At 70.6% G+C, this 22,397-nt stretch carries 20 protein-coding genes; 9 read left to right on the top strand and 11 right to left on the bottom strand.

The window, feature by feature from the left end; translation table 11 throughout:
* Positions 1 to 69: 69 nt before the first annotated feature.
* The 3 genes from ACFXJ5_RS07330 to ACFXJ5_RS07320 form a co-directional block, all read right to left on the bottom strand.
* Entirely contained in the window at positions 70 to 1,119 is a 1,050-nt protein-coding gene (locus ACFXJ5_RS07330; protein ID WP_384628070.1) for a hypothetical protein, read from the bottom strand.
* Between the two features lie 23 nt (positions 1,120 to 1,142).
* Entirely contained in the window at positions 1,143 to 1,709 is a 567-nt protein-coding gene (locus tag ACFXJ5_RS07325) for a SigE family RNA polymerase sigma factor (RefSeq protein WP_384628352.1), read from the bottom strand.
* Between the two features lie 385 nt (positions 1,710 to 2,094).
* Positions 2,095 to 3,366, bottom strand: coding sequence for an aspartate kinase (locus ACFXJ5_RS07320; RefSeq protein ID WP_384628067.1), 1,272 nt, complete (start codon positions 3,364 to 3,366; stop codon positions 2,095 to 2,097).
* A 249-nt stretch (positions 3,367 to 3,615) separates the two neighbouring features.
* On the opposite strand from ACFXJ5_RS07320, the gene ACFXJ5_RS07315 reads away from it, so the two are divergent.
* The 7 genes from ACFXJ5_RS07315 to ACFXJ5_RS07285 all read left to right on the top strand — a co-directional run bounded on the left by ACFXJ5_RS07315 (position 3,616) and on the right by ACFXJ5_RS07285 (position 9,309).
* On the top strand, positions 3,616 to 4,233 hold the full coding sequence (locus ACFXJ5_RS07315) for an HhH-GPD-type base excision DNA repair protein (RefSeq protein WP_384628065.1): 618 nt from the start codon (positions 3,616 to 3,618) through the stop codon (positions 4,231 to 4,233).
* A gap of 89 nt (positions 4,234 to 4,322) precedes the next feature.
* A complete protein-coding gene (locus ACFXJ5_RS07310; protein WP_384628062.1) occupies positions 4,323 to 6,353 on the top strand; it encodes a DNA polymerase III subunit gamma and tau in 2,031 nt (676 codons plus the stop codon).
* Between the two features lie 123 nt (positions 6,354 to 6,476).
* Entirely contained in the window at positions 6,477 to 6,812 is a 336-nt protein-coding gene (locus ACFXJ5_RS07305; RefSeq protein WP_384628059.1) for a YbaB/EbfC family nucleoid-associated protein, read from the top strand.
* A gap of 34 nt (positions 6,813 to 6,846) precedes the next feature.
* The gene (gene recR, locus ACFXJ5_RS07300; RefSeq protein ID WP_127356250.1) at positions 6,847 to 7,446 is read left to right on the top strand and encodes a recombination mediator RecR; all 600 of its coding nucleotides are present in this window, start codon (positions 6,847 to 6,849) and stop codon (positions 7,444 to 7,446) included.
* Positions 7,439 to 8,104 (top strand): DUF5063 domain-containing protein, encoded by a 666-nt coding sequence (locus ACFXJ5_RS07295; RefSeq protein ID WP_384628056.1) that lies wholly within the window; start codon positions 7,439 to 7,441, stop codon positions 8,102 to 8,104. The genes recR and ACFXJ5_RS07295 overlap by 8 nt, the downstream gene beginning before the upstream one ends.
* A 63-nt stretch (positions 8,105 to 8,167) precedes the next feature.
* Positions 8,168 to 8,728, top strand: a complete 561-nt coding sequence (locus ACFXJ5_RS07290; RefSeq protein ID WP_384628053.1) for a helix-turn-helix domain-containing protein — start codon at positions 8,168 to 8,170, stop codon at positions 8,726 to 8,728.
* A 59-nt stretch (positions 8,729 to 8,787) separates the two neighbouring features.
* Complete coding sequence (locus ACFXJ5_RS07285) at positions 8,788 to 9,309, top strand: GNAT family N-acetyltransferase (protein ID WP_384628051.1); 522 nt, start codon at positions 8,788 to 8,790, stop codon at positions 9,307 to 9,309.
* On the opposite strand, the gene ACFXJ5_RS07280 is transcribed toward ACFXJ5_RS07285, so the two are convergent.
* The gene (locus ACFXJ5_RS07280) at positions 9,288 to 10,541 is read right to left on the bottom strand and encodes an FAD-binding protein (RefSeq protein WP_384628049.1); all 1,254 of its coding nucleotides are present in this window, start codon (positions 10,539 to 10,541) and stop codon (positions 9,288 to 9,290) included. The genes ACFXJ5_RS07285 and ACFXJ5_RS07280 overlap by 22 nt on opposite strands.
* A gap of 187 nt (positions 10,542 to 10,728) precedes the next feature.
* Here ACFXJ5_RS07280 and ACFXJ5_RS07275 point away from each other — a divergent pair, with 187 nt between their 5' ends.
* Positions 10,729 to 12,834: a terpene synthase family protein gene (locus ACFXJ5_RS07275; RefSeq protein WP_384628047.1), complete on the top strand. Its 2,106-nt coding sequence runs from the start codon at positions 10,729 to 10,731 to the stop codon at positions 12,832 to 12,834.
* A 22-nt stretch (positions 12,835 to 12,856) separates the two neighbouring features.
* On the opposite strand, the gene ACFXJ5_RS07270 is transcribed toward ACFXJ5_RS07275, so the two are convergent.
* Positions 12,857 to 14,884 (bottom strand): phosphocholine-specific phospholipase C, encoded by a 2,028-nt coding sequence (locus ACFXJ5_RS07270; RefSeq protein ID WP_384628044.1) that lies wholly within the window; start codon positions 14,882 to 14,884, stop codon positions 12,857 to 12,859.
* Positions 14,885 to 15,064: 180 nt separating this feature from the next.
* Here ACFXJ5_RS07270 and ACFXJ5_RS07265 point away from each other — a divergent pair, with 180 nt between their 5' ends.
* A complete protein-coding gene (locus tag ACFXJ5_RS07265; protein ID WP_384628041.1) occupies positions 15,065 to 16,213 on the top strand; it encodes a serine hydrolase domain-containing protein in 1,149 nt (382 codons plus the stop codon).
* A gap of 71 nt (positions 16,214 to 16,284) precedes the next feature.
* On the opposite strand, the gene ACFXJ5_RS07260 is transcribed toward ACFXJ5_RS07265, so the two are convergent.
* The 6 genes from ACFXJ5_RS07260 to ACFXJ5_RS07235 all read right to left on the bottom strand — a co-directional run bounded on the left by ACFXJ5_RS07260 (position 16,285) and on the right by ACFXJ5_RS07235 (position 22,380).
* Positions 16,285 to 16,791: a hypothetical protein gene (locus tag ACFXJ5_RS07260; protein WP_384628039.1), complete on the bottom strand. Its 507-nt coding sequence runs from the start codon at positions 16,789 to 16,791 to the stop codon at positions 16,285 to 16,287.
* 103 nt (positions 16,792 to 16,894) lie between these two features.
* Positions 16,895 to 18,985: a putative Ig domain-containing protein gene (locus tag ACFXJ5_RS07255; protein ID WP_384628036.1), complete on the bottom strand. Its 2,091-nt coding sequence runs from the start codon at positions 18,983 to 18,985 to the stop codon at positions 16,895 to 16,897.
* A 375-nt stretch (positions 18,986 to 19,360) separates the two neighbouring features.
* Positions 19,361 to 20,512, bottom strand: coding sequence for an SPFH domain-containing protein (locus tag ACFXJ5_RS07250; RefSeq protein WP_384628034.1), 1,152 nt, complete (start codon positions 20,510 to 20,512; stop codon positions 19,361 to 19,363).
* 11 nt (positions 20,513 to 20,523) lie between these two features.
* Positions 20,524 to 20,775, bottom strand: a complete 252-nt coding sequence (locus ACFXJ5_RS07245; RefSeq protein WP_384628031.1) for a hypothetical protein — start codon at positions 20,773 to 20,775, stop codon at positions 20,524 to 20,526.
* 76 nt (positions 20,776 to 20,851) lie between these two features.
* Positions 20,852 to 21,208, bottom strand: a complete 357-nt coding sequence (locus ACFXJ5_RS07240; RefSeq protein ID WP_384628028.1) for a hypothetical protein — start codon at positions 21,206 to 21,208, stop codon at positions 20,852 to 20,854.
* Positions 21,205 to 22,380: a cytochrome P450 gene (locus ACFXJ5_RS07235; protein WP_384628026.1), complete on the bottom strand. Its 1,176-nt coding sequence runs from the start codon at positions 22,378 to 22,380 to the stop codon at positions 21,205 to 21,207. Before ACFXJ5_RS07235 ends, ACFXJ5_RS07240 begins: the two co-directional genes overlap by 4 nt.
* Positions 22,381 to 22,397: the final 17 nt, after the last annotated feature.

Raw genomic sequence — 22,397 nt, 5'->3', positions numbered from 1 at the left:
GTCCCCCGGACCCGCCCCCCGCACCCTCCTCCCACCCCGAGCTCCGAGGCCCCGCTCTACGTCGCAGGCCTACGTCGTCGACGCGATCGCGCCGGTCTTGTAGACGGTGCCGGCGCACGCGTTGCTGATGGTGGTGGCGGGGGCCGGGCCGCCCGCCTCCGGGGTGTAGGTCAGCAGGATGCTGGCCGAGGAGTCGTCGGAGGCCGAGTCGAGGGACGTGGTGGTGCCGCCGTCGCCCGTCGTCGTACCGCTCGAGCTGGAGCTGGAGCTGCCGTCGGAGGGGGTGGGCGTGGGCGTCGGGGTACTGGCCGTCTCGCAGCCGGACGTGCCGCCGCCACTGGCCGGCACCCAGGTGAACCGCACCTGGAAGGACTCCCCGGCCTTGAGGATCAGCGTCGCCCCCGACGAGTCGGGCAGCGAGGTGCCGTCGCCCGCGGTGTGGTCGACCACGGCGATCCCGGAGGACTGCGCGCTGCCCTGGGCGGTGAAGCTGACGCTGCCGCCGCCGTCGACCGTGCAGGGGCCGGAGGAGATGTTGGCGACCTGGAAGTAGCCGCTGACCTGGCCGCTGGAGTCGGCGGTGCCGGTGGTCCCGAGCGGGTTGCCGAGGTCGGCCGCCGTACAGCTCGGGGCGTTGGCGGCCAGGGTCTGCGAGGGGTCGGTGCTGCTGGTGGCGGCCTTGCCGGGCTTGCCCGAGGACGCGCTGCTGCCGGCGCCGCCGCCCTTCTTGCCGCCGGATGCGGAGTCGTTCGGCTTGACGGACGCCGTGTCGCCACCGGTCTTGCCGTTGGTGCCGCCGTTGTCGTGGGAGCTGGAGGCGTTGGCCGGGTTCGGGTTGTCCGAGTCCGCGCTGTTGGCGGCGTGCAGGGCGGCCGGTACGGCGGCGATCGCGAGCAGGCAGGCGGCGGCCGCGCCGACCAGGAGCTGCCTGCGGTGCGCCCGGCGGGCCGGGACCGCGCGTCGCAGGTGGTTCAGCGTTTCGGGTCGGGGCTCGATGTCCTGTACGGCGTCGTGGAGGAGCCGGCGCAGGGCCAGTTCTTCCGGGTTCAGATCGTCCTCGTAACCGATCTTCAGCGCGTTGTCGTCGTCAGGGATGTGTGCTCGGTTCTTTGGATCCATGCCATGAGGGGAGTCGGGGATGATCATGCCGGGGCCTCCATTGCGACGCGAAGCGCCGCGAGACCGCGCGAGCCGTACGCCTTTACCGAGCCTATGGAAATGCCGAGGGTCTCGGCGACCTGGGCTTCGGTCATGTCCGCGAAGTAGCGCAGGACGAGCACTTCGCGCTGCCGGCGCTGCAGTTTGCGCATGGCGGCCTTCAACTGGTCGCGTTCGAGGATCTCGTACGCGCCCTCCTCGGCGCTGGCCATGTCGGGCATCGGCTTGGACAGCAGCCGAAGCCCGAGGATGCGGCGACGCAGCGCGGAGCGGGAGAGGTTGACCACGGTCTGCCGGAGGTAGGCGAGCGTCTTCTCCGGGTCGCGGACCCGGTTGCGCGCCGAGTGGACGCGGATGAACGCCTCCTGGACGACGTCCTCGCAGGAGGCGGTGTCGTCGAGCAGCAGTGCGGCGAGTCCGAGCAGCGAGCGGTAGTGCGCCCGGTAGGTCTCGGTGAGGTGGTCGACGGTGGTTCCGACTGACATCGCTGCGTCAGCATCCCCGTGGTCTGAGGGCGCCTTGACGACAGGCCACGGCGCGATCACCGGCATGCCGCCGGGTGCACGGCCGCTGCCGCCCGGCCGCCGCGTGTGCGGTCGCACGGGAGCCGCGATGCCGGTCCGCCCGAACGCCGCGTCGATGCCAAGTGCCCCAAGTGCCTCTGCCACGCCTGTTGGACACGCTGCCCCCCGTCAGGGTTGTACGCGCTAGGCACCGTTTTTGGCGGTGTAGCAAAAATCCCCATGCGTACCAACTCTTTCCCCAATGCCCCTTATGCCTGGCGCTCTTCCAGCCGGCGTAGTGCGCTGACACAAAGACGCTCCCTGCGGGCTGCCGGTTGCAGCACACAGGGAGCGAAATTGTCTGACGCTGACGGCTTCGTGATCAAGTGGTCCAGACCAGCGACTTCGTCACATTGGGGAGAGGCAGGTCGGATCAGCGACCGGTGCCGCCGTAGACCACGGCCTCGTCGCTGTCGCTGTCCAGGCCGAAGGCGGTGTGCACCGCCTGCACGGCCTCCTTGACGTCATCGGCGCGCGTGACGACCGAGATCCGGATCTCGGAGGTCGAGATCAGCTCGATGTTCACGCCCGCGTTCGACAGCGCCTCGAAGAACTGCGCCGTGACGCCCGGGTTGGTCTTCATGCCGGCGCCGACGAGCGAGATCTTCGCGATCTGGTCGTCGTAGCGCAGCGACTCGAAGCCGATGAGCGTACGGGCCTTCTTCAGGGCCTCGATCGCCTTCGGGCCCTCGTTCTTGGGGAGGGTGAAGGAGATGTCGGTCAGGCCGGTGGCGGCGGCCGAGACGTTCTGCACGACCATGTCGATGTTGATCTCCGCATCCGCGATCGCGCGGAAGATCACGGCTGCCTCGCCCGGCTTGTCCGGCACCCCGACGACCGTGACCTTGGCCTCGGACGTGTCGTGAGCGACTCCGGAGATGATCGCGTGCTCCACGTTCTGGTCCTCTCGCGGCTCGTTGCTGACCCAGGTGCCCTTGAGGCCGGAGAACGACGACCGGACATGGATCGGGATGTTGTAACGGCGTGCGTACTCCACGCAGCGGTGCAGCAGCACCTTCGAGCCGGAGCTGGCCAGCTCCAGCATGTCCTCGGAGGAGATCCACTCGATCTTCCGGGCCTTCTTCACCACGCGGGGATCGGCGGTGAACACGCCGTCCACGTCGGTGTAGATCTCGCACACCTCGGCCTTCAGCGCCGCCGCGAGCGCGACGGCCGTGGTGTCCGAGCCACCCCGGCCGAGCGTCGTGATGTCCTTGCTGTCCTGGCTCACGCCCTGGAAGCCGGCCACGATCGCGATGTTGCCCTGGTCGAGGGCGGTGCGGATACGGCCCGGCGTGACATCGATGATGCGCGCTTTGTTGTGGACCGAGTCGGTGATGACACCCGCCTGGCTGCCGGTGAACGACTGGGCCTCGTGGCCCAGGTTTTTGATCGCCATCGCCAGCAACGCCATGGCGATCCGCTCTCCGGCGGTCAGCAGCATGTCGAACTCGCGCCCGGCAGGAATCGGGGATACCTGCTCGGCGAGGTCGATCAGCTCATCCGTCGTGTCACCCATCGCCGACACCACGACGACCACCTGGTGGCCGCTCTTCTTGGCATCGACGATCCGCTTGGCGACGCGCTTGATGCCTTCGGCATCGGCGACGGAGGAGCCGCCGTACTTCTGCACGACAAGGCCCACGTGCGCTCCTCAAAAGTGTCTTCCGGGGGTCCGTCCCCAGACCCCACAAGGGGGCTGCAGACGGTTCAGTCTAACGAGCGGGCTCACAGCGTCCGTGCACTACCACATGCTGAGACGCGCGGCCCACGTCATGAGCTGAAGCCCTGCCCCGGCGAGGCGTGCGGCACGCATGGTGTGGCTGACGTCACGGGTCCGGATCCGTCAGCCCGCGAGTTGCCCCGCGACCCCCAGGACGGAAGCATTCCGGTTATGGACACCAAACTTCGGCTCTCCCAGCAGCCGGAGGCCGACGAGCTGCTCGGGCGCAGCCCGCTGGCCCTTCTGACCGGCATGCTCCTTGACCAGCAGGTCCCCATGGAGTGGGCCTTCTCCGGCCCGCACGCCATCGCCCAGCGCATGGGCAGCGACGATCTCGACGCCCACGCGATCGCCTCGTACGACCCCGACGACTTCGCCGCCCTCCTGGCCGCCAAGCCCGCCGTCCACCGCTACCCCGGCTCCATGGCCAAGCGCGTCCAGCAGCTCTCCCAGTACCTGGTCGAGCACTACAACGGCGACGCCGAGGCGATCTGGCGCGACGCCCCCTCCGGCCGGGAACTCCTCGACCGCCTCAAGGACCTCCCCGGCTTCGGCGAGCAGAAGGCCCGCATCTTCCTCGCCCTCCTCGGCAAACGCCTCGGCGTCCGCCCGCCCGGCTGGCGCGAAGCCGCCGGACCCTACGGCGAGGACGGCTCCTACCGCTCCGTCGCCGACATCACCGGCCCCGACTCCCTGGACAAGGTCCGCGCCCACAAACAGGAAATGAAACGAGCCGCCAAGGCCGCCACCCCCGTCGCCAAGCCCGTGAGGCCCGCCAGGCCCCGCTGATTCCTGGAACCGGCTGGACCCCGGCCGACCTCGCCGACCGAGGCCGGACGTGGCTCCGAGTGTCAGTGGGGCCCGATATCGTCGTATGCGTGTCCCTCGCTCTGTACCGCCGCTACCGTCCCGAGTCCTTCGCCGAGGTCATCGGGCAGGAGCACGTCACTGACCCGTTGCAGCAGGCACTGCGGAACAACCGGGTGAATCACGCGTATCTGTTCAGTGGTCCGCGTGGGTGTGGCAAGACGACGAGTGCGCGGATTCTGGCTCGGTGTCTGAACTGCGAGGAGGGGCCGACGCCGACGCCGTGCGGTGAGTGCCAGTCGTGCAGGGACCTGGCGCGGAACGGGCCGGGGTCGATCGATGTGATCGAGATCGACGCGGCGTCGCATGGTGGTGTGGACGACGCGCGTGATCTGCGGGAGAAGGCGTTCTTCGGGCCGGCAGGCAGCCGGTACAAGATCTACATCATCGACGAGGCGCACATGGTCACGTCGGCGGGGTTCAACGCCCTGCTGAAGGTGGTCGAGGAGCCGCCGGAGCATCTGAAGTTCATCTTCGCGACGACGGAGCCCGAGAAGGTCATCGGGACGATCAGGTCGCGGACGCACCACTATCCGTTCCGGCTGGTGCCGCCGGGCACGCTGCGCGACTACCTGGCCGAGGTGTGTGAGCGGGAGGCGATTCCGGTCGAGGCCGGGGTCTATCCGCTGGTGGTACGGGCCGGGGCGGGGTCGGTGCGTGACTCGATGTCGGTGATGGACCAGCTGCTGGCGGGGGCGGGCGAGGACGGCGTCACGTATGCCATGGCCACGTCGCTGCTCGGTTACACGGATGCAGCGCTGCTGGACGACGTGATGGACGCCTTCGCGGCGGGGGACGGTGCGGCGGCCTTCGAGGTGGTCGACCGGGTCATCGAGGGCGGGAACGACCCACGGCGGTTCGTCGCCGACCTGTTGGAGCGGCTGCGGGATCTGGTGATCCTTGCAGCGGTGCCGGACGCGTTGGAGAAGGGGCTGATCGACGCCCCGGCGGACGTCGTGGAGCGGATGCAGGCCCAGGCGTCGGTGTTCGGTGCGGCCGAGCTGAGCAGGGCGGCCGACCTGGTCAATACGGGGCTCACGGAGATGCGGGGGGCGACCTCGCCGAGGCTGCAGTTGGAGCTGATCTGCGCACGGGTGCTGCTGCCGGCCGCGTACGGCGACGAGCGGTCGGTGCAGGCCCGGCTCGACAGGCTTGAGCGGAGCGCGTCCGCGGGCGGTTTCGCGGCGGCGGCCCCGGCTCCGGCGCCGGCCCCCGTTTTCACGCCCCCACCCGCGCCGGCACCGGCTCCGGCACAGGCGCCCGCCCCGGTCCAGGCAGCGGCTCCGGCACCGGCCCCCGCGCCTGCCCCGGCACCGGCCCCCGTGGAGCCCGCCCCCGCCGGCCGGCGCCCCGGTGCGTGGCCCACGGCGAGCCCCGCCGAAGCCCCCGCGGCCCGCGCCCAGGCCCCTGGGCCGGCGCCGGCCCAGGCCCCCGCACCTGCCTCCGCGCCCACCCCGCAGGCGGCGCCGGCTGCCGCAGGGGGCGACGCCTCCCGCGTACGGCAGATGTGGCCGCAGATCCTGGACGCGGTGAAGAACCGGCGCCGCTTCACCTGGATACTCCTCAGCCAGAACGCCCAGGTCGTGGGCTTCGACGGCACGACGCTGCAGGTCGGCTTCGCCAACCCCGGGGCGCGGGACAGCTTCGTCAGCGGCGGCAGCGAGGACGTGCTGAAGCAGGCCATCAGCGACGCGCTGGGCGTGCAGTGGCGCGTAGAGGCGATCGTCGACCCCTCAGGCGGAGCCGGTGGCGGAGGAGGAGGCGGCAACGCCCCGTCGTCCCGCCCCGCCCCCGTACAGCCGCCGCCCCAGCAGCAGCCGCAGTACAGCCCGCCACCCCAGGCGCAGGCGCAGGCCCCGCCGCCGCCCACGCCACGGACAGCGGCCGCCGCGCCCCGGCAGGACACCCCGGAGCCGCCGCCGATCGAGGACGACATCCCGGAGGACGACGATCCGGACCTCGACGACACCGCGCTGAGCGGTCACGACCTGTTCGTACGTGAGCTGGGGGCGACCGTGATCGAGGAGATCTCGAACGACTAGGGGCCTGGGCCCGGACAGGTCCTAGAACCTCCGTTCTCCTCCCTGGGGTGTAGGGCGCACCGGCTTGGGAACACGTAGGCTCGCCCTACCCGCACATCGTTGTCGTACGGCAGGAGCGAGACCGTGATCCCCGGTGGTGGCCAGCCCAACATGCAGCAGCTGCTGAAGCAGGCGCAGAAGATGCAGGAGGACCTTGCCGCGGCCCAGCAGGAGCTGGCCGAGACCGAGGTCGAGGGAAGCGCGGGCGGCGGCCTGGTGAAGGCGACGGTGACCGGAGCCGGTGAGCTCCGGGGGCTGGTCATCCACCCCGAGGCAGTCGATCCTGAGGACACGGAGACGCTGGCCGATCTGGTCGTCGCCGCCGTGCACAATGCCAACGCGAGCGCGCAGGAGCTTCAGCAGCAGAAGCTCGGCCCGCTCGCCCAGGGGTTGGGCGGCATGCCCGGCCTGCCGTTCTGAGAAGTTCCGAGAAGTCCGGAAAGGCGTACCGACGGTGTACGAAGGCGTGGTTCAGGACCTGATCGACGAACTGGGCAGGCTGCCCGGCGTGGGTCCCAAGAGCGCGCAGCGGATCGCCTTCCATATCCTCCAGGCCGACCCCGCGGACGTACGCCGGCTGGCGCACGTCCTCTCCGAGGTCAAGGCCAAGGTCCGATTCTGCGCGACGTGCGGCAATGTCGCCGAGGCCGATCTGTGCCGGGTCTGCCGCGACCCGCGACGCGATCCGGCGGTCATCTGCGTGGTCGAGGAGTCCAAGGACGTCGTCGCGGTCGAGCGCACCCGTGAGTTCCGCGGCAAGTACCACGTCCTCGGCGGCGCCATCAGCCCCATCGAGGGCGTCGGCCCGGACGACCTGCGGATACGGGAGTTGCTGGCCCGGCTCGCCGACGGCACCGTAACCGAGTTGATCCTGGCCACCGACCCGAATCTGGAGGGCGAGGCGACAGCGACGTACCTCGCCCGCATGGTCAAGCCCATGGGGCTGAAGGTCACCCGTCTCGCCAGTGGCCTGCCGGTGGGCGGCGACCTTGAGTATGCCGACGAGGTCACGCTCGGTCGGGCCTTTGAAGGAAGGCGACTGCTTGATGTCTGACAACGCGCTGGATCCCAACGACTTCGCTGTCCAGATCTCCGACCAGATCGAGAGCTTCATCCTCTCGGTCCGCGAGGTGGCCAAGGGCGACGACCCCGACAGTGCGGTGCCCTACCTGCTGCTCGAGATCTCCCAGCTCCTGCTGGCCGGCGGCCGTCTCGGCGCGCACGAGGACATCCTCCCGGACGAGCGCTACGAGCCCGACATCGGTCCCGAGCCCGATGCCGACGAGCTGCGCGAGCGCCTGGCGGTGCTGCTGGAGCCGATCGACGTCTACTCCGAGGTCTTCGACCCGTACGTCCCGCGCTCGACCCCGGTCGCCTGCCGCATCTCGGACGACCTGGCCGACGTCGTCACCGACCTCTCGCACGGCCTGGCCCATTTCCGGGCCGGCCGGGTCACCGAGGCGCTGTGGTGGTGGCAGTTCTCGTACCTCTCCAACTGGGGCCCCACGGCGTCCGCTTCGCTGCGCGCCCTGCAGTCGCTGGTCGCCCATGTGCGGCTCGACAGCCCGCTCGACGCGCTGGACGGCCTCGACACGGACGACAACAGCGGCGACGAGGAGAGGCTGGCCGAGGAGGCCGGCAAGGTCATGGCCGAGGAGATCGCCGCGCCGCTGGGACTGCGTCCGTCGAGCCGGCAGCAACAGCAGTCCTGACGCGCTGACGCCGAGACGAACAAGACCCCTGTCGTCTCTCATATCCGGGATAGAATCCCGGATATGAGAGACGACGTCGACGCGCGCCTCGCCGCCCGCCTCGCGGAGCTCCGCGCGGAGCACGACTGGTCCCTGGACGACCTCGCCCACCGCACCGCCGTGAGCCGGTCGACGCTGTCGAGGCTGGAGCGGGCCGAGATCAGCCCGACCGCCGCCCTGCTCGGCCGACTCTGCTCGGCCTATGGGCTGACGATGTCACGCCTGCTCAGCGAGGTCGAGGCGCAGCCCGCCCAACTGGTGTGCGCGGCCGACCAGATGGTGTGGACGGACGCCGAGTCCGGCTTCGTACGCCGATCCGTGTCCGCGCCGCACGCGGGGCTGCGGGGCGAGGTCGTCGAGGGGGTGCTGCGGCCGGGGGCGGTGATCAGTTACGACGCACCGCCCGTGCCGGGGCTTGAGCAGCACATCTGGGTGCTGGAGGGGTCGCTCGGCCTGACGGTGCAGGGCGAGGCGTACGCGCTGGGGCAGGGGGACTGCCTGCGGTTCCGGTTGTGGGGCGGGACGCGCTTCGAGTGCCCGGGGCCGGAGCCGGTCCGCTACGCGGTCTTTGTCGTACTGCCGTGAGTCGTCCTGCCGTGAGTCGTACCGCCGTGAGTCGTACCGCCGTGAAGGGAATCGCCTCCGTGCCCACGATCAGCCGGCTCTCCGCCAAAGAACTACTGACCTCCGCCAAGGAACTGGCCGACCTGCTCGTGGACGCCGTGGAAAGCGGCTCCTCGCTCGGCTTCCTCTCCCCCTTCGGCCATGACGCGGCCGCCGCCTGGTGGGAGGACCTGGCCCCCGCCGTCGCCGAGGGCCGCTTGCTGATCTGGGCGGCCCGTAGCGGCGGGCGGCTCACCGGCACCGTGACCCTGGCTCCCGAGGGCAAGCCCAACGGGCGGCACCGCGCCCAGATCGCGAAGCTGATCGTCCACCGGCAGGCCCGGGGGCAGGGGCTCGGGCGTGAGCTGCTGGCCGTGGCGGAGCAGGCCGCCGCCGAGGCCGGGGTGAGGCTGCTGCTCCTGGACACGGAGGCCGGCGGCCCGGCCGAGCGCCTGTACCGCTCGGCGGGCTGGACCGAGATGGCGGTCGTGCCGGACTACGCGGCTGATCCGGCCGGTGTGCTGCAGCCCTGCACCTTCTTCTACAAGTCGCTGGGGAAGTAGCTGTCGATCAGCTCGTTCCGGAAGGTGCCCGCCGGGTCGAGCCGTCCCAGCAGCTCGCGGAAGCGGGGCGCGTGCTCGTACGAGGCCGCCACCGTGCCCGGGTCCATGGAGGAGAGCTTGCCCCAGTGCGGGCGGACGCCGAAGGGGGCGAGGGCCGCTTCGATGCGGAGGAGGACGGGGGCGACGGCGGGCGGGTCGGCGATCCAGGTGAAGTGGAAGGCGATGCTGTCGCGGCCGTGGCTGGGGCTGAGCCAGGCGGTGTCCGCGGCGACGGATCGTATCTCGCCGACCTGGAGCACCGGGGAGATGAACGCCCGCAGCTCGCGCAGCGCCTTCACGGCCTCGGCGGCGTCGGCGCGCGGCACGAAGTACTCGGACTGCAGCTCGTCGCCGACGCTGGGCATGAAGCCGGCGCGGAAGTGCGGGAGCCGTTCGTCCCAGGGCCCGGGGACGCCGAGTTGCTCGGTGGCGTTGGCGACGGGCATGCCGTCGATGGGATGGCGCGGGCCGTCGGCGGGCCGGGCGCCGGTCCAGGTGAGGTCGGGGAGGGGGTCGCCGGTGCGGCGCTTGGCCCACAGCCGCAGCGAGCCGTCCCAGTCGGTGAAGGCGCTGACGCTGTACGCGGCCGAGTAGATGCCGTCGAGGTGGTCGACCAGCGCGGACCAGGGCAGCCCTTCGTACACGTACTGCTCGACCTCGAAGCCGGGCCGCAGGTCGAAGGTGAGCGCCTCGACGATCCCGAGCGCGCCCAGCGAGGTCACCGCGCCCTCGAAGTCCTCCTCCCCCCGCGAGAGGACGACCTGGGAGCCGTCCGCCGTGATCAGCTCCACGGAGCTGACGCCGGCGGCCAGCGTGCCGTTGCCGTCCCCCGAGCCGTGGGTGCCGGTGGCGACCGCGCCGGCGACGGAGAAGTGCGGCGTGGACGGCAGATTGGGCAGCGCCAGCCCGTGGCGCCGCAGCTCCGCGCACAGCTCGGCCAGCCGTACGCCGCCGCCCACCCGGACCGTACGGCGGCCGGGGTCGACGTCGATGACGCACGGCAGCAGGTCGTCGAGGCTGACCAGGACGCCCGGGGTGTCGGCGATCCGGTTGAAGGAGTGGCCGGCGCCGAGCGCCCGCACGCGGTCGTTCGCGGCGACGAGGGTGCGCAGCTCGGCCACCGTGGCCGGGCGGTGCAGCCGCCGCGCCTCGAACTCGACGTTGCCCGCCCAGTTCGTCAACGTCCTGGCCATCGCGCCTCCACTTTTTATGTACTGATATGACCATTTCGGGACCGGGATAGCCGTTTGTGACCCCGGGTAGTCCTGACCTGTGCAGCAACAGCCTTTTGATCTACCTGAGTTCTACACGCCGTATCCGGCCCGACTGAACCCCCACCTGGAGGAGGCGCGGGCCCATTCCCGGGAATGGGCGCGCGGGATGGGGATGCTCGAAGGCTCGGGCATCTGGGAGGAGAAGGATCTCGATTCCCATGACTACGCCCTCCTCTGCTCCTACACCCACCCGGACTGCGACGGACCCGCGCTCTCGCTCGTGACCGACTGGTATGTGTGGGTCTTCTTCTTCGACGACCATTTCCTGGAGCTCTTCAAACGAACCCAGGACCGCGAAGGCGGTAAAGCCTATCTCGACCGGCTGCCCGCCTTCATGCCCAGGGACCTGGACGCGGCCGGTGTTCCCGAGCCCACCAATCCCGTCGAGGCGGGGCTCGCGGACCTGTGGGCGCGGACCGTGCCGGCGATGTCCATGGAATGGCGGGAGCGGTTCATCGAGAGCACCGAGAATCTGCTCAACGAATCGCTGTGGGAGCTGTCCAACATGAATGCGCACCGGATTCCCAATCCGGTGGAGTACATCGAGATGCGCCGCAAGGTCGGCGGAGCGCCCTGGTCCGCCGGACTCGTCGAGTACGCGGTCGGGGCCGAGGTCCCCGACGTGATCGCCGCGTCCCGGCCGATGCGGGTGCTGCGGGACGCCTTCTCCGACGGCGTCCACCTGTGCAACGACCTGTTCTCGTACCAGCGTGAGGTCGAGGACGAGGGCGAGAACAGCAACGGCGTACTCGTCCTGGAGACCTTCCTGGACTGCACCACGCAGCAGGCCGCCGAGGCCGTCAACGACCTGCGCACCTCGCGCCTCCAGCAGTTCGAGAACACCACGCTCACCGAACTGCCGCCGCTCTTCGTGGAGACCGGACTCGACCCGCGGTCCTGCGCGGACGTCCTGGCGTACGTCAAGGGGCTGCAGGACTGGCAGTCCGGCGGCCTGGAGTGGCACATGCGCTCCAGCCGGTACATGAACGGCGGTGGCACGGCCGGCGGCGGGACGGTCGCCCTGCGTGGGCCCAGCGGCATCGGCATCTCGGCGGCGAACCTCAAGCTCACCACCGCCCGCGCCGAAACCGCCCGGCTGCGCGGCTTCACCCACGTGCCCTTCCAGCGGGTGGGCCCGTCCCGGCTGCCCGACTTCTCCATGCCCTTCCCGGTCACCCTCAGCCCGCACCTGGAGGAGGCCCGCCGCAATGTGGTGGCCTGGGCGCACGGCGTCGGCATCCTCGAAGAGGGGATCTGGGACGAGGGCAAGATCATCGACTACGACCTGCCGCTCTGCTCCGCCGGGCTCGACCCGGACGCCACCCCCGCCGAGCTCGACCTGTCGTCGGCCTGGCTGGCCTGGGGCACGTACGGCGACGACTACTACCCCGTCGTCTTCGGCCACCGCCGCGACCTGGCCGGGGCGAAGCTCCGCAACGACCGGCTGTCGGCCTTCATGCCGGTCGACGGCCACTTCACCCTCGCCCCGGCCAACGCGATGGAGCGCGGCCTCGCCGACCTCTGGACCCGCACCGCCGACCCGATGGAGGAGGGCGCCCGCCGCTCGTTCCGTGCCGCCGTCGAGAGCATGACCGAGGGCTGGCTCTGGGAGCTCACCAACCAGGCCCAGAACCGCATCCCCGACCCGGTCGACTACATCGAGATGCGCCGTAAGACCTTCGGCTCCGACCTCACCATGAGCCTGTCCCGCATCGGCCACGGCCGGCAGGTCCCGGACGAGATCTACAGCAGCGGCCCCCTCCAGTCCCTGGAGAACGCCGCCGCCGACTACGCGTGCCTGCTCAACGACTGCTTCTCGTACCAGAAGGAGATCGAGTTCGAGGGCGAGGTGCACAACGGGATCCTCGTCGTCCAGAACTTCTTCGACTGCGACTACCCCACCGCCCTCGCCGTCATCGACGACCTCATGACCTCCCGCATGCGGCAGTTCGAGCACGTCGCCGCGCACGAACTGCCGGTCCTCTACGACGACTTCGACCTCGGCGCCGAGGCCCGGCGGATCCTCGACGGCTATGTGCTGGAGCTGCAGGACTGGATGGCCGGCATCCTCAACTGGCACCGCGACTGCCGGCGCTACCAGGAGTCCGCCCTGCTCCGGCACCATCCGAGGCCCGCCCTGACCATCCCCGGTCCGACGGGCCCCGGAATCGCCGCCGCGGAGCTCCCCAGGCTCCTCGGGCTGTCCGGGTGAGCTTTCGCCCGGCGGCGACGGCTCAGAACGACGGGTCGCTCAGGCCGGCCCCGCCCGTCTCGACGTGGCCGGCCAGCCGGCGGAGGAAGGCCGCGTCGTGGTCCGAGGTCACCGAGAGGTCGTACCAGCCGTGGCTGCCGGTGGTGTGCGCGCTGTGGACGACGCGGGCACCGGGGCGGAGGCGGTAGGTGGCGGGGCGCTCCTTGCCGTAGCCGTCGGTGACGGTGAGGCGGACGGTGGCGGGGCCGTCGTTGGTGAGGACCAGGCGGACCCGCTGCTGGTCGCCTTCATGGCAGGCGGAGACCTCCGGGCCGGGGGTGTGGCCCTTCAGCTGCCGCAGGAAGCCGTTGGGGCCGTGCGCGGAGAAGTCGTACGCCCCGCTGATAGTCCAGTCGCCGGACAGCCGGCGCCCGGGCTCGACCGTGTAGGTCCAGGGGCCGGCGGGGTCGGTCGTGGAGACGACGTGGAAGGTGGCGCCCGCTGCGCCGGGGTTGGTGAAGGTGACCGACAGGTGGCCGGCGGCGGTGACGACGCCGTCGGCGGCGAGGTCGTACGGCAGGGGGCGGGTGGGGCGTTGGCCCGCTTCCTGCCGGGGCAGCGTCGGGTTCGCCGGGGGCGTCGGGACGTAGTCGGGGTGGCGGTCGCCGTCCGGCGGGAGGTAGCCGCTGGTGTCGGGCAGCGCGGGGACCTTCGTGTCGGTCTTGGCGAAGTCGAAGGCCGAGGTCAGGTCACCGCAGACCGCGCGCCGCCAGGCCGAGATGTTGGGCTCGTGGACGCCGAAGCGGCTCTCGATGAAGCGGATGATGGAGGTGTGGTCGGAGACCTGGGAGTTGACCCAGCCGCCCTTGCTCCACGGGGACACGACGATCATCGGGACCCGCAGGCCGAGACCGTAGGGCCCGGCGACATGGGTGTCGGATCCGGAGGGGGTGAAGAGCTCGTCGGTGAGGTCGACGGTCGAGCGGCCGGACTGCGGGTGCGGCGGCACGATGTGGTCGAAGAAGCCGTCGTTCTCGTCGTAGGTGACGAACAGGGCGGTCTTGCTCCACACCTCGGGGTCCGCCGTCAGCGCGTCCAGGACCTGGGAGATGTACCAGGCGCCGTAGTTCGCCGGCCAGTTCGGGTGCTCGGTGAAGGCCTCGGGGGCGGCGATCCAGGAGACCTGCGGGAGCTTGCCGCCCTTCACATCCGCCTTGAGGATGTCGAAGAAGCCGTCGCCCGCCTTGGCGTTCGTGCCGGTGCGGGCCTTGTCGTAGAGCGGGTCGCCGGGCTTGGCGTTGCGGTACTGGTCGAAGTACAGCAGCGAGTTGTCGCCGTAGTTGCCCCGGTAGGCGTCCGGGATCCAGCCCCAGGAGCCGTTCGCGTCGAGGCCGTCGCCGATGTCCTGGTAGATCTTCCAGGAGACCCCGGCCTTCTCCAGGCGCTCGGGGTAGGTCGTCCACGAGTAGCCGGCCTCGTCGTTGCCGAGCACCGGGCCGCCGCCGGTGCCGTCGTTGCCCGTGTAACCGGTCCACATGTAGTAGCGGTTGGGGTCCGTGGAGCCGATGAAGGAGCAGTGGTAGGCGTCGCAGATCGTGAAGGCGTCGGCCAGCGCGTAGTGGAACGGGATGTCGTCACGCGTCAGATGGGCCATCGTCGTCGCGGACTTCGACGGCACCCACTTGTCGTACTTGCCCTGGTTGAAGGCGGCATGGCCGTCGTTCCAGCCGTGCGGGAGGTCCTGAATGAACTGCAGGCCCAGGTCGTTCGCGGTGGGGTGGAAGGGCAGGACGTCCTTCGTGCCGTCGGACTGGTACCAGACCGGCTTGCCGCTGGGCAGCGTCACCGTACGGGGGTCGCCGAAACCGCGTACGCCGCGCAGCGAGCCGAAGTAGTGGTCGAAGGAACGGTTCTCCTGCATCAGGACAACGATGTGCTCCACGTCCCGCAGGCTGCCGGTACGGCGGTTCGCCGGAATTTCGGCGGCCCGGGCGATGCTCGTGGAGAGCACGGACATGGCGGCGGTGCCACCGGCCAGTTGCATGAATCTACGACGATCAATGGCGGTCATGGGCCTCAGTGTCACCAGGAGTACGCGAACTCCCCACAGCCACGAGGCAAATTTCCGAAGACGTTACCCGGCGCCCAGCACCGGCAACTGAGCGCAGGCTTTGACCCGGTAATCACACGGATGGCCGCAAGCAGGGGCTGACCGGTCGCCGCGGTGATCCGCCCGACCTACGTTCCAGACATGAAGCGCAGGATCGCCGCGGCACTGGCCGCCACCTCACTGTCCATAGCGCTCGCCGCCCCCGTGGCAGCGGCGCCCACCGCCGCACACCGACAGCTGGACCCCTCCGTCAGCAAGAAGCTCGACAAGGCGATCACCGATGTGATGCGCCGGGCCGGCGTGCCCGGGGTCACCGTCGGGCTCTGGATTCCGGGGAAGGGCCAGTACGTCCGCTCCTTCGGCGTCGCCGACAAGCGCACCCACGCCCGTATGTCGCCCCGGCTCAACATGCGGATCGGAAGCGATACCAAGACCTTCACCATCACCGGCCTGCTGCGCCTGGTGGACCTGGGCAAGATCAAGCTCGACGACCCGATCTCGCGGTACGTCTCCGGGGTGCCCGGCGGCTCCAAGATCTCCCTGCGGCAGCTGGCCGAGATGCGCAGCGGGCTGTTCTCGTACTCGGAGGACCCGGGCTTCGACAAGGCCCTCATGAGCAACCCCCGCAAGCCCTGGACCCCGCGGCAGTTGTTGAGCTACGCGTTCAAGCACCCCGCGAAGTTCAAGCCGGGGACGAAGTTCGACTACTCCAACACCAACACCATCCTGCTCGGTCTGGCGATCGAGAAGGTGAGCGGGCAGTCGCTGCGTGACTTCCTGCGGCGTGAGGTCTTCGAGCCCGCCCATCTGAAGCACACCGTCTTCCCGAAGGGCGCCGAGTTCCCCTCCCCGCACGCCCACGGGTACACCAACCAGACGCTGAACGGGAAGACCGCCGACGCCACCAACTGGGACCCCTCCTGGGGCTGGGCGGCCGGTGCGATCATCTCGGACCTCAACGACCTCCACTCCTGGGCTCGCACCCTGGCCACCGGCAGCCTGCTGTCGGCCAAGACGCAGGCTCAGCGCCTCCGCTTCCTGCCGACCGGCTTCCCCGGCACCGGCTACGGCCTCGGCATCTTCGACAACCACGGCTGGATCGGCCACAACGGCTCGCTGCCCGGCTACCAGGCCGCGGTCGTCTACCTGCCGCAGACCAAGGCGAGCCTGGTGGTGCTCTCCAACTCCGACACGTCGTACCAGGGTTACGAGCCGAGCACGCTCTTCGCCCAGGCCATCACCCGCATCGTGACGCCCGGCCACGTCTACAGCCTGCCGAAGGCGCCGTAGGCGCGACGACGCGCAGACGCGCAGACGACCGGACCACCGGCGGGTCATCCCGCCGGTGGTCCGTCGTCGCATCAACTTGCGGCAACGGTCACATGGGCGGTCCACAGCTGGAGGCCCTTGCAGGACATCTTGCCCGGCGCCTGGGCGCACAGCGGCCGGGTGGAGCTGAGCTGGGCCTTGCCGGTGGCCACCGCGTGGAAGGCCGAGGCGGCGTCGCCGGGCGCGACGGTGATGCCGGCGTTGGTGGCCTCGAGCGCGCTGCCGGTTGCCGCGACGGCCGTCCAGGGGCGTGAGGTGGTGCCGTCCAGGGTCAGCCGAATCGTTCCGCCCGAGGTCACGCACACCGTACGGCCGTTGTCCTTGGCGGTGAGGGTCACTTCGGCCGAGCATCCGCCGCCGCTCGTCGTGGCGGACGGTGCGGCCGAGGGCGAGGCCGGCGGTGAGGGAGCGGCGCCCGAGGAGGAGCCGACGGTCTGTGAGCCGCAGCCGGCCAGCAGGAGCACGGACGCCGCCAGGGCGGCGAGCGGTACTCCGCGGATGGTGAGGTGGGGGGTCGAGTGGGGGGTCGTACGGCGCATGGGTGAGCCTCCTTTCCGGTTTGACGTGCCACACCCGCATCAGGATCCACATGCGAGGGCCCCGGCCGTGGGGAGACGGCCGGGGCCCGCGTGGGGTGGTGCGTCAGCTGGTCGTCAGGGCCGTGTCGTCGATGACGAAGCTGGTCTGGAGCGAGGAGTCCTCGACTCCGCTGAACTTGATGGTGGCGGTGGTGCCGGCCAGCGAGGAGACGTCGAAGGTCTTGAGGACGTAGCCGGTGGCCTTGTTGAGGTTGGAGTAGGTCGCCAGGGTCGTGGAGCCGGCCGTGACGGTGAGCTTGTCGTAGGCGGTGCTGGTGGTGGTCTCGGCGGTGTCGATGTGGAGGTAGAAGGTCAGCGAGGCCTTGCAACCACTGGGAATCGTCACCGACTGGGACAGCGTGTCGGTGTGCGTCGACCCGTAGCCGTCCAGCCAGGCCTTGTACGAGCCGCCGTGGGCCGCCTCACTGGTGGAGTTGGTGATGACGCCACTGCTCGCGGTCCAGGTGGTGTTGCCGGACTCGAAGCCCGCGTTGCCCAGCAGCTGGGCCGAGGTGCAGGTGCCCCCGCCGGACGTGCTGACCGTCCAGGTGAAGGAGGCCGAGCCGGTGGCGCCCGTGCTGTCGGTGGCGGTGACGGTGGTGCTGTACGTACCCGCCGTGCTCGCGGTGCCGCTGATCAGGCCGGTGGAGCTGCTGATCGACAGCCCGGTGGGCAGGCCGGACGCGCTGTACGTGAGCGTGGCGCTCGCGCTGTCGCTGGCCGAGATCTGGAGGCTGACCGCGCTGCCGGTGGCGGTGGACTGGCTGCCCGGGTTGGTGACGGTCACCGTGTTGCCGGTGCTGGTGCCGGAGGTGAAGGCGGCGGTGCCGTTGGGGGTGCCCCAGCCGGTCGGGCCGTCGTAGCCGGTGCCGGCGGTGCAGAAGTAGGACGTGGAGCAGCTGCCGTTGTTGCCGCTGGTGACGTCGTACAGGTTCGAAGTGTGCGAGTAGGGGTACTTCGCCGGGTAGTCGCTGGTGCCCGGGGTGCCGGCCAGCGCGTAGACGCCCGCGATGATGGGCGAGGAAGCGCTGGTGCCGCCGTAGACCGCCCAGCCGGAGCCGCCGTAGGTGTCGTAGACCGCGACACCGGTCGCCGGGTCGGCGACGGCGGAGACGTCCGCCTCCATGCGCTTGGTGCAGCCCGTGTCGGTCTGCCAGCTCGGCTTGGCGTCGTACGAGGAGCAGCCGGAGCCGGTGCCCTCGGTGCTGCTGGTCTTCCAGACGGACTCGGTCCAGCCGCGGGTGCTGGAGGAGGTGCTCAGCGCGGTGCCGCCGACGGCGGTGACGTACTGGGAGGTCGCCGGGTACTCGGCACCGTAGGCGGAGTCACCGGAGGAGACGGTGATCGCGACGCCCGGGTGCTTGAAGTACGAGGTGTCCTCACTGGTCTGGGAGGAGGACTCGGAGCCGCCCCAGCTGTTGGAGACGAACTTCGCGCCGAGCGCCACGGCCTCGTTCTCGGCGGTGCCGAGGTCGGAGTCGGTGGCCGAGCTGGCCTCGACCAGGATGATGTTGCAGTTGGGGCAGATGGCGCTGACCATGTCGATGTCGAGCGCTTCCTCGCCGGCCCAGCCGGTGTCGTTGGTCGGCAGCGAGGTGGTGGAGCCGGTCTGGCTGACCTGCTTGAAGCAGCCGCTGGCGACCGTGCAGGCCGACAGGCCGTACTGCGAGCGGTAGGTGGCCAGGTCGGACGCGGCGTTGGGGTCGTTGTACGCGTCGACGACCGCCACGGTCAGGCCCGAACCGCCGGTCGAGGGCAGGTTGTAGGCGCTGTGCAGGTTGGTCGGGCTGAGGCCGGACGGCGTGGCGTCAGGGGATATCGCGGCGGCGAGCTTCTGCGCGATGTCGGTACGCCGCTGGGCGAAACAGGCTGCGTGGCCGGCGGCGGGTGTCGTACCGCACAGGCTCTTGGTCGGCACCTTCTGGCCGGCCTTGCCCGTGGAGTGCACGACTTGGCGCTGCGGTGCGGTGAGGGCCTTCGCGTTCTGGGCGGCGACCGCGGCGTGGCTGGTCGTGGCGGCGGCCGGGCTCACCGGCTGCGCACCGGCGGGCGGGGCGGCCAGCAGCCCGGCGACCGCCAGCGCGAGTGCGGGCAGGGCGGCGGTGAGGGCCTTGCGCAGGCTGGGTCTGGGCGTTCGGATGCGTTCACGACGCATGGTTGCGCCTCCGTCTGATCGAGGCCGGCAGCGCGGCGGCCGGGGTGTGGCCGGGTCGCGGTGCCAGAGCCGGAAGTGGGGGTTCTCGGCGGGTGCGGGCGCGGTTCCTCGGTTGAACATGAATGGCGAATGTCATGGGCATGACATGCCAAGTGACACGCGTAGACCCGTGGATCTATGGATCCGCTGTGACGGAGCCAAGCGATGGCCAGAACGTATCCGAGCCCCATCCGGGCGGACAGCCACGGCCCAAGACCTTTGCCTCGCCTTGGGCGGGAGTTTTACGGGCCGGGCGACGATTCCGGGGCAGAACAACACGAAGGCCCCGGCCGATTCAGCGGCCGAGGCCTTGCGTAAACCCGCTTCCGGAGGGTGCTACTGGATCTCGATCTGTCCGGTGGACGGACGGCCGTTCGGCCCGCCGTCCTTCTCGGCGGCACGGCTCTGCGGCGATCCCAGGTTCTGCCTGACCGAGTCCAGGATCGTCAGGCCCTGGCCGACCAGGCCCGCCGCGATCTCGCCCAGCCCGTCGGCGCCGTTGAGTACGTTGACGTTGGCGCCCGCGAGGCCGCCCGCCGCCTCCTTGACGATCAGCGGGAGCTGGTCGATCAGCATCCGGTCCAGCGCCACCCGGTCGTACGAAGCGGCTGCCTCGGCCTGGATCTTCATCCGCTCGGCGTCGGCCAGGGCCAGCACCCTGATCCGCTCCGCCTCCGCCTGCGCGGGCTTCACGATCTCGGCCACCAGTTGCTGCTGGCGCAGCTCAGCCGCCCGCTGGGCCAGCTCCGTCTGCGCCGCCAGCACCTCCTGCTGGGCGTGCGCCTGCGCCAGCGGCCCGGCCTGCGCGGCCTTCGCCTGCGCCCGTTCCACCTCCGCCGAGTACTCCGCCCTGACCACCGCGGTCTGCCGCGCGTACTCCGCCTGGTTCCGCGCCGCCACCTGCTCCGCCTCGACCGACAGCTGGGTCGCCTGCGCCTGCGCGATCTGGGCCTGCCGCTGGATGGCCGCCTTGTGCGGAGCGGCCATCGCGGCGATGTAGCCGGTCTCCCCGTCGTCGATCGACTGGATCTGGAGCGAGTCCACGATCAGGCCGATCTTCGCCATCTCGGTCTTCGACGTCTCCAGCACCTCGGTGGCGAGCTTCTGCCGTTCGGTGACGATCTCCTCGACCGTCATCGAGCCGATGATCGAGCGCAGGTGCCCCGCGAAGATCCGCCCGGTCAGCACCGCCATCTGGTCCTGGTCGGACAGGAAGCGCTGGCCGGCGTTGACGATGCTCTCGGTGTCGTTGCCCACCTTGAACGCGATCACCGCGCGCACCGTCAGCACGATGCCCTGCCTGGTCACGCAGGTCTCCGCGACCTCCGCCTCGCACATCGCGAGGGTCAGGAAGCGGGTCTTGCGGAATATCGGCAGGACGAACTTCCCGTGGCCCGTCACCACGCGGAACGGCGCACCCCCCAGTCCACGCCTGCCTCCCGAAATCAGCATCGCCTCGTCAGGCGCGGGAACGCGGTAACCGAACATCCTCAGTCTCCTCAACCGGCGTCGCCGGCAAGGCCGGCCAACGCGTCCAACGGATCTGCCCACTCGATGACATCGACCTGGCGCTCGCCACGGGACTCGACCACCAACACCGGCGCCCCCTTCGGCAGGGGCCGCTCCGACCAGGCCAGAAACGCCTCCGAACCGCCCCGGATACTCACCAGGATCTCACCGGGACCGGCAGATCCGCGGGTCCCGACGATCACCACCCCGGTGCAGCCGACCACGGTCTCGTCCGGCGCCATCCCCGGCCGCCCCCTCGTCATCAGTCCGACCCCGAAACTCAGACCTTAACGCTACTCCGACCAGCGGCCGATCCCCTTACAGCACTCGCACCCGGCCCCTCGTCCGCGAGGCGAGCGTGAACGCGACCAGGGAGAACAGCACGGCCGCCGCCGTCGACAGCGTGTCCGCCACCAGCCGGTCCAGATGCGGCCGCAGACCGTCGACCGCAGTTCCGCCGACAATGATCCCCACGACCGTCGCCGTGCCCCCCGCCACCCAGTGCCGGTGCCGGGTCACGGCCCACTGGGTCAGCATCATCACGACCGGCGCGAACAGCAGAGACGTCGACTCGCCCACCACACTCAGCACCGCGCACATCAGGCCGAGGACCGCCCAGCAGCGCGCCAGCATCCGCGCGGCCTCACCCCACGACACCCCCGGGGACCCGGTCACCGTGCGGTCCCCCAGCGCACACGGAGGGACAGCGGCTTGCGGAAGACCAGGCCCTCGGGGGCGGTGGGGTGGGCAGGGTCGAGGTGGGGGCCGGGGAGGGGGCGGAGGAGGAGGCGGTGGAGGGCGACGCGGGTTTCCAGGCGGGCGAGGTGGGCGGCGACGCAGTAGTGGGGGCCGTGGGCGAAGGCCAGGTGGAGGCGGGCGTTGTGGCGGCGTACGTCGAAGCGGTCGGGGTCGGGGAAGACGGCGGGGTCGCGGTTGGCGCCGGCCAGGGAGACGGTGACGAGGTCGCCGGCCCGCACGGTGGCGGCCGGGCCGAGGGTGAGGTCGCGGGTGGCGTAGCGGTCGACGACGGCCGCGCCGGGTTCGAGGCGCAGGGACTCCTCGATCGCGGCGTCGAGCAGCCCGGGATCGGCGCGTACGAGGGCGAGTTGGTCCGGGTGGGCGAGGAGGTGCAACAGGGCGTTGGTGATCATCGCCTCGGTGGTCTCCAGGCCGCCGAACATCAGCACCGCCGCGTTGGACGCCACCTCGGCCGGGGTGAGGGAGCCCGAGCCGGCCGCCTCGGAGAGCAGCGAAGGGCCGCCGGCGACGGTCCGCGCCACCGCCGTCTTCAGCTCCGCGTACGCCTGGGCACCGGCCGGCCCCGGGTCGCGTCCCTCGGTGACCTCGGAGACCGCCCGGACGATGGCGTCGTACCAGGCGAGCAGGTCCTTGGCGGTCCCCTCGATGCCGAGGGCCTCCGCCATGACGGCGGCGGCGAGCGGGCCGGCGAAGTCCCGGCGCAGTTCGGCGGCGCCGGCCGCCTCCAGGGGCGCGAGCAGGCGGTCGGCCTCCTGCTCGATGAAGGCGGAGAAGCCGGTGTGCACGTCCCGGGGCCGGAAGGGGGCGGTGAACGGCGCGCGGTGGCGGGCGTGTTCGGCGCCGTCCAGGGAGAGCATGCTGGGGCCGACGACCTGCGCGGTGGAGAACCGGGGGTCGTCCACCGTGAAGGCCTCGGGGTCGCGCATCACCTCCAGCGCCAGATCGCGCCGGGTGACCAGCCAGCCGCCCAGCTCGGGAAGCCAGGAGACGGGTTCGTGCGTACGCAGCCGGGCCAGCCGGGGGTGCGGGTCACGGGTGAGTTCGGCGAGCGTCGTCGCCGCTCCGAGGGGAAAGGCGGCGACGCTCACCGGAACTCCTCCGTACG

Source organism: Streptomyces sp. NPDC059373 (assembly GCF_042751495.1).
Lineage (GTDB): Bacteria > Actinomycetota > Actinomycetes > Streptomycetales > Streptomycetaceae > Actinacidiphila.
This window is presented reverse-complemented; position numbering and strand designations above follow the sequence as displayed.